The following is a 6,095-nucleotide window of genomic DNA, read 5'->3' as shown; positions in this document are numbered from 1 at the left end:
CCGCTACCCCGCCCGGTTGGGCCCCGGCACCCCCGGCGGGGCCCGCCCCGGTAACCCCGGCGGGGTCCGCGCCCGGTCCCGGCGCGGGGGCTGGCTCCGGACCCGGCCGCGCCGCGGTCAGTGACGGATCGGTGCGGCGCGGTTCGGCGCCCCGCGCTTCGGTGTGCTCTGGCATAACGCCGATTCTCGCTCCTGCGCCCGGGCGGCCGTACGCCGTCCGGAGGTCAGGGCGCGCCGCAGGGAGGCCAGCGCGGCCCCGATCCGCAGCGGTTCGGCGATCCGGTTCTCGGTGGCGGTCAGCAGGGCTCGTTCCTCGCGATCGGTGAGCATCTCGGCTTCTCCTTGCCAATCGGGGGCCAATAAGGCGAGTCTGGTCCTCGATTGGCCTGGCCGGCAGAGCCAATCAGGGGAGGTTGGCATGGCAAACGGGCGAGTGGTCCAGACGGCGGACAGAACCATCGGCAGCCGCCAGCTCGCGGCGCTGCTGCCCGCCGAGGTGCTGGCCAAGCCCGGCTACCGGGCCCTCGCCGACGCCGTCCGCACGCTGATCCTCGACGGCCGCGTCGCGCTCCACGTCAGGCTGCCGGCCGAGCGCGAGTTCGCCGAGGCGGTCGGCGCCAGCCGCGCGACCGTCACCGGTGCCTACGACCTGCTGCGCGAGAGCGGCTACGTCCGCAGCCGGCGCGGTTCCGGAACCTGGACCGAGCTCCCCGACGGGCACCGCCCGGTCGGCGCCCACGCCCTGATCGGGGCGGGCGGCTACAGCCCCGACGGGGACCCGGGCATCGACCTGGCCATCGCCGCCATGGGAGCCCCGGACGGCGGCCTGGCCGACGCCCTCGCCTGGGCCGCGGCCCGGTTGCCGGGGGCGGCCCGCAGCCCCGGCTACCACCCCTTCGGCCTGCCCGACCTGCGGACGGCCGTCGCCGAGCGGTTCACGCGGCGCGGGCTGCCCACTCGCCCCGAGCAGATCCTGGTCACAGCCGGCGCCCAGCAGGCCTTCGCCCTCGTCGTCAGCCTGCTCTGCCGGGCCGGGGACCGTGTCGTCACCGAGAACCCGACCTACGCCAACGCCCTGGACGCCCTGCGCCACGCCCGGCTGCGCACCGGCTCCATCGCCGTCTCCGACGCGGGCTGGGACATGGAGATAGCCGAGTCCACGCTGCGCCAGACCGTGCCGAGGCTGGCGTACGTCATCCCCGACTTCCAGAACCCGACCGGCGCCCTCATGCCGCCCGAGGAGCGGCTGCGGCTGCTCGCCGCCACCCGGCGGACGGGAACCTGGCTGGTGGTCGACGAGACCGTCGCCGACATCGCGCTGGACGTCCCGGCCCCCGCGCCCCTGGCCTCACTGGCCCCGCGCGGCGGCGCCGACCACGTGGTGACCATCGGCTCGCTCAGCAAGACCCACTGGGGCGGTCTGCGGGTGGGCTGGATCCGGGCCACCGCGAAGATGATCGCCGAGCTGACGGCCGTGCGGGTCGCCGCCGACATGAGCGGCTCCGTCCTCGACCAGTTGGTCGCGCTCCCGCTGATGGCGGGCCTCGACCGGTCGCTGCCCCCGCGCCTCGCGCAGCTGCGCACGCAGCGCGAGGCGCTGGTGCGCTCGCTCCAGCGGCACACCCCGGAATGGTCCTGGCGGCTCCCGCCGGGCGGCCTCTCGCTCTGGGTGGACCTGGGCGAGGCCGTCAGCTCCCCGCTCGCCGAGCGGGCGGCGGCGGCCGGGGTCCACATCGGGCGCGGAGCCCGGTTCGGGGTGGACCCGGGCACCTTCGAGCACCGGTTGCGCATCCCGTACACCCTTCCCCCGGAGCGGCTGGACGAGGGCGTGCGGCGTCTCGCGAGCGCCCTCCACGACGGGGTCCCGCTGCCGTCGACGGTGGAGCGCCCGCACTGGGTGGCGTGAATCGCTACCGGGCGGTCGCGCGGAAGTACGCGTTGGCCGTCGGGCGGAACATCAGTGCCAGCGCGGCGAGCACGGCCGCCAGGTGCAGGCTCCGGCCGGCGCCGAAGACCAGGTCCCACGCGTCCGCCCGGCCGAGTGCGCCGGTGAGGGACCCGCCGTCGAGGAGGCCGGAAGGCCAGCCCCGTGCCACCCACCACAGCCGGGTCGAAGCCCCGTCCACCCGCCTGCGGGCCGGTGGACCGGCCGGGGGGCCAACCCCCGCAAGCCGCCTTCCCCGGGGCCGGCCCTAGCGTGTACGGATCAGCCGCCGGCTGCCCGCCGCCGCCACCGCCGAGGTGCGCGAGTCGACGCCGAGCTTGGCGTAGATGTGCACCAGGTGGGACTTGACCGTGGCCTGGCTGAGGAAGAGCTTTCTGGAGATCTGCTGGTTCGACAGGCCGTCCGCGACCAGCTGCAGCACCTCCAGCTCCCGCTTCGTCAGCGCTTCCGCCGGGGTCCGCATACGGTCCATCAGCCGCAGGGCCACCGCCGGCGCCAGCGCCGACTGACCGGCCGCGGCGGTCCGTACGGCCGCCGCCAGCTCCTCCGGCGGGGCGTCCTTGAGCAGGTAGCCGGAGGCGCCCGCCTCCACCGCCGCCAGGATGTCCGCGTCCGTGTCGTACGTGGTCAGGACGAGCACCCGCGGCGCGCCCGGGCGGGCCGTGATCAGGGCCGTCGCCTCGGAGCCGTGCATACCGGACCCGAACTGGAGGTCCATCAGGACCACGTCCACCAGCTCCGAGCCGGCGAGCTCGACCGCCCGCTCGGCCGTCGCGGCCTCCGCGGTCACCGCGAAGTCCGGTTCGGTGTCGAGCACCGCGCGCAGCCCGGCCCGTACCACCGGGTGGTCGTCGGCCAGCAGCAGCCGGATGGTCATCAGGGGGCCTCCACGGGCAACGGCAGGGTGACGGCCACGGCGGTGCCCTGGCCGGGGTCGGACTCCACGGTGAACAGCCCGCCGAGCGACTCGGCGCGCGAGCGCATCGCCGGCAGCCCGAAGCCGCCGCCGGACCCGGACCCGGCGCGGGAGGGGTCGAAGCCCAGCCCGTCGTCCACGATGTCCAGGGTGACCGAGGTGTCCATGAAGGTCAGGGTGATCTCGGCGCGGCCGGCCCGCGCGTGGCGCACCACGTTCGCCAGCGCCGACTGCGCGATCCGCAGCAGGGCCACCTCGTACGGTGTGGGCAGCACCCGCGGGCCGCCGCTCAACGAGAACCGCACCCGCGGCCCCGGGACCCCCGCGCACAGCCGCTCCAGGGCGGCGGCGAGCGACCCGTGCTCCAGGTCCGGCGGGGTGAGGGCCCGTACGAAGCGGCGTGCCTCGGCCAGGTTCTCCTGCGCGGCCCCGCGCGCCCGGGCGATGTGCGCGAGCGCCGCCGCCGACGCATCGGCGGGGACGCCCCCGGCCCCGGCCGCCGAACCGGCCGCCGTCCCGGCCCCGGCCCCCGCCCCGGCCGCGGGCTCCGCCAGTGCCCGCTCGGCGGCCCGGAGCAGCAGCTGGATGGAGGACAGGCCCTGGGCGAGGGTGTCGTGGATCTCCCGGGCGAGCCGCTCCCGCTCAGCCATGATCCCGGCGCCGCGCTCGGCGGCGGCCAGCTCGGCCCGGGTCGTGATCAGCTCCTCGATCAGCTCCCGCCGGCGCTCGCTCTCGCGGTACAGCGCCTGGTAGCCCAGTACGGTCGCCACCGCCACGGCGCCGCCCAGCAGCGGCCCGAGGAAGGCCCCCGGGGTCACCGCGCTGCTGTGCGCCAGGAAGCCGCCGATCGCCGCGCAGGCCGTCACGGCGACGGCCGCGACCCCCCAGCGCAGCCGCAGCAGGTGCAGCTCAAGGAAGTACAGCGGGAAGGCGATCCACAGCCCGTCCGGGGAGACCGCGAGCAGCGCCGCCCAAGCCGCTCCCAGCCCGGCGAGCCACACCGCCCCGGCGCGCGGGGAGCTGTGCACCGCGGGCGTGCGTACGCCCCCCAGGTACACGCCGGCCAGCAGCACACAGGCGGCGACCACCCAGCCGGACCGGGGCGCGGAGTCCGCGACGGCCCGGGCGGCGGCCAGCGCGAGCAGGCCGAGGAGCAGCGCGTGCAGGCACAGCCGCAGGACGCGGGAGACGGGCGGCAGCGGTCGTCCGGCGTGGACGGCGGGCACGGCGGGCACGGCGGGGGAGGGGGGAATCGGGGCAGCCATGGCCCGACCAGCGTAAGCGGGCGCCGGCCGGCCCCGGTCAACCAAAAGTTCGATGTCCGCGTGCACCCTTCGATACGAGGATCTCTACCGTGGCGCGATGCCGTGTGTCCACGGGGCAGACCAGGGTGGGGATCATGTTCGTCGCATGGAGAGATCTACGGTTCGCGAAGGGCCGGTTCGCCCTCATGGGCTCGGTCGTCGTACTGATCACACTGCTGGTCGGCCTGCTGTCCGGGCTCACCTCGGGGCTGGCCCGGGAGAACGTCTCGGCGATCACCGGCCTGCCCGCCTCGCACCTGGCGTTCGCCGCGCCGGCCGGTGACCAGAAGGTGTCCTTCACCCACTCGCAGGTGCCCGAGAAGGCCTGGCGGGCCTGGCGGGAGCAGCCGGGGGTGACCTCGGCCGAACCGCTCGGCATCCGCACCACCAACGCCGCCTCGGGCGAGCGCACCGCCGCCGTGTCCGTCTTCGGCGTCGACCCGGCCGGCCCCCTGGGCCCGCGCGGGAGCGGCCTCGCGCAGGGCTCCGCGGTCCTCACCGAGAAGGCGGCCGCGGAGCTCGGCGGCCTCACCGCCGGCGCCAGGCTGAGGATCGGCGCGCTCGAACTCACCGTGGCCGCCGTCTCCGGCACCGCCTCCTACAGCCACACCCCGGTCGTCTGGATGGACCTCGACGACTGGCAGCGCGTCGGCAACCCCGGCACCTCCCTGGAGACCCTCGCCACCGTCGTGGCCCTCGCCGGGGACGGCCTGGACCTCGCCGCCGGGGACCGGGCCGCGGGCACCCGGGCCCAGACCGTCGACGAGGCCCTGGGCGCCATGGGCTCGTACCAGGCCGAGAACGGCTCGCTCCAGCTGATGCGCGGCTTCCTCTTCGCGATCTCGGCCCTGGTCATAGGGGCCTTCTTCACCGTGTGGACGATCCAGCGCAGCGGGGACGTCGCCGTCCTGAAGGCGCTGGGCGCCTCCACCGGGTACCTGCTCAAGGACGCCCTCGGACAGGCCGTGGTCATGCTCGCCGCCGGCACGGGGCTGGGCACGCTGCTCGCCGTCGGCCTGGGCGCGCTGATCAGCGGCGGCGACGTGCCCTTCGTCCTCGACGCGGCCACCGTGCTCGTCCCCGCCGCCGTCATGATCGCGCTGGGCGCGCTGGGCGCTGCCCTGTCCATCCGGCGGATCACCGCCGTCGACCCGCTGACCGCCCTCGGGAGCGCCAGATGAGCCTGCTCGTCCACGACGTCACGCTGACCTACCCCGACGGCGACAGCCGTCTGACCGCCCTCGACGCGGTCCGCCTGGAGGTACCCGCGGGCACGCTGACGGCGGTCGTCGGGCCGTCCGGTTCCGGCAAGTCCAGCCTGCTCGCGGTCGCCGCGACCCTGGTCACCCCGGACTCCGGGCGGGTCGTGGTCGCCGGCCGGGACACGGCGGAGCTCGACGCCGCGGGGAAGGCGGCGCTGCGCCGGGAGGAGATCGGCATCGTCTTCCAGCAGCCGAACCTGCTGGCCTCGCTCACCGCCGCCGAGCAGCTCCAGGTGATGGCCCACCTCTCCGGCCGGCCGGCCCGGCTGCTGCGCCGCCGCGCGCTGGAGCTGCTGGACGCGGTGGGGCTGGCCGACAAGGCCGACAAGCGCCCGCACCAGCTCTCCGGCGGCCAGCGCCAGCGGGTGAACATCGCCCGCGCCCTGATGAACGAGCCCGCCGTCCTGCTGGTCGACGAGCCGACCAGCGCCCTGGACCACGAGCGCGGCGCCGCGGTGCTCGACCTGCTGGTCGGCCTGACCCGCGAGCGCGGGACGGCGACCGTGCTGGTCACGCACGACCGCGCCCACCTGGAGCGGATGGACCGTACGGCGACCATGGCCGACGGCCGCCTCGTGGCGGCGGACCCGGCCCGTACGGCCTGAGCGCTACGGGGGTGAGCGCCCCGGCGGGCACGCGCGAGGCCCCCGGCGCCCTCCGTTCGGAGG

At 76.0% G+C, this 6,095-nt stretch carries 7 protein-coding genes; 3 read left to right on the top strand and 4 right to left on the bottom strand.

Annotated elements, in window-relative coordinates; translation table 11 throughout:
* Positions 1-117: 117 nt before the first annotated feature.
* Positions 118-330: a hypothetical protein gene (locus tag ACFWUQ_RS30865; RefSeq protein WP_384544616.1), complete on the bottom strand. Its 213-nt coding sequence runs from the start codon at positions 328-330 to the stop codon at positions 118-120.
* Between the two features lie 88 nt (positions 331-418).
* Between ACFWUQ_RS30865 and ACFWUQ_RS30860 the strand changes: the two genes are divergently transcribed.
* The gene (locus ACFWUQ_RS30860; RefSeq protein ID WP_384544614.1) at positions 419-1,906 is read left to right on the top strand and encodes a PLP-dependent aminotransferase family protein; all 1,488 of its coding nucleotides are present in this window, start codon (positions 419-421) and stop codon (positions 1,904-1,906) included.
* A gap of 4 nt (positions 1,907-1,910) precedes the next feature.
* Here the strand turns inward: ACFWUQ_RS30860 and ACFWUQ_RS30855 are convergent, their stop codons facing one another.
* The 3 genes from ACFWUQ_RS30855 to ACFWUQ_RS30845 form a co-directional block, all read right to left on the bottom strand.
* Positions 1,911-2,126, bottom strand: coding sequence for a hypothetical protein (locus ACFWUQ_RS30855; protein ID WP_384544612.1), 216 nt, complete (start codon positions 2,124-2,126; stop codon positions 1,911-1,913).
* A gap of 66 nt (positions 2,127-2,192) precedes the next feature.
* Positions 2,193-2,822 carry a response regulator gene (locus ACFWUQ_RS30850; protein ID WP_384544610.1) on the bottom strand — a complete coding sequence of 210 codons (630 nt, stop codon included), beginning with the start codon at positions 2,820-2,822 and terminating at the stop codon, positions 2,193-2,195.
* Positions 2,822-4,126, bottom strand: coding sequence for a sensor histidine kinase (locus ACFWUQ_RS30845; RefSeq protein ID WP_384544608.1), 1,305 nt, complete (start codon positions 4,124-4,126; stop codon positions 2,822-2,824). The genes ACFWUQ_RS30850 and ACFWUQ_RS30845 overlap by 1 nt, the downstream gene beginning before the upstream one ends.
* Positions 4,127-4,260: 134 nt before the next feature.
* Here ACFWUQ_RS30845 and ACFWUQ_RS30840 point away from each other — a divergent pair, with 134 nt between their 5' ends.
* Positions 4,261-5,346: an ABC transporter permease gene (locus tag ACFWUQ_RS30840; RefSeq protein WP_384544606.1), complete on the top strand. Its 1,086-nt coding sequence runs from the start codon at positions 4,261-4,263 to the stop codon at positions 5,344-5,346.
* Positions 5,343-6,032, top strand: a complete 690-nt coding sequence (locus ACFWUQ_RS30835) for an ABC transporter ATP-binding protein (protein WP_384544604.1) — start codon at positions 5,343-5,345, stop codon at positions 6,030-6,032. The genes ACFWUQ_RS30840 and ACFWUQ_RS30835 overlap by 4 nt, the downstream gene beginning before the upstream one ends.
* Positions 6,033-6,095 lie beyond the last annotated feature (63 nt).

This window comes from Streptomyces sp. NPDC058662, from assembly GCF_042716255.1.
GTDB lineage: Bacteria > Actinomycetota > Actinomycetes > Streptomycetales > Streptomycetaceae > Streptomyces.
The sequence above is the reverse complement of the archived record's forward strand: the minus strand, read 5'-3'. Positions and strand labels throughout refer to the sequence as shown.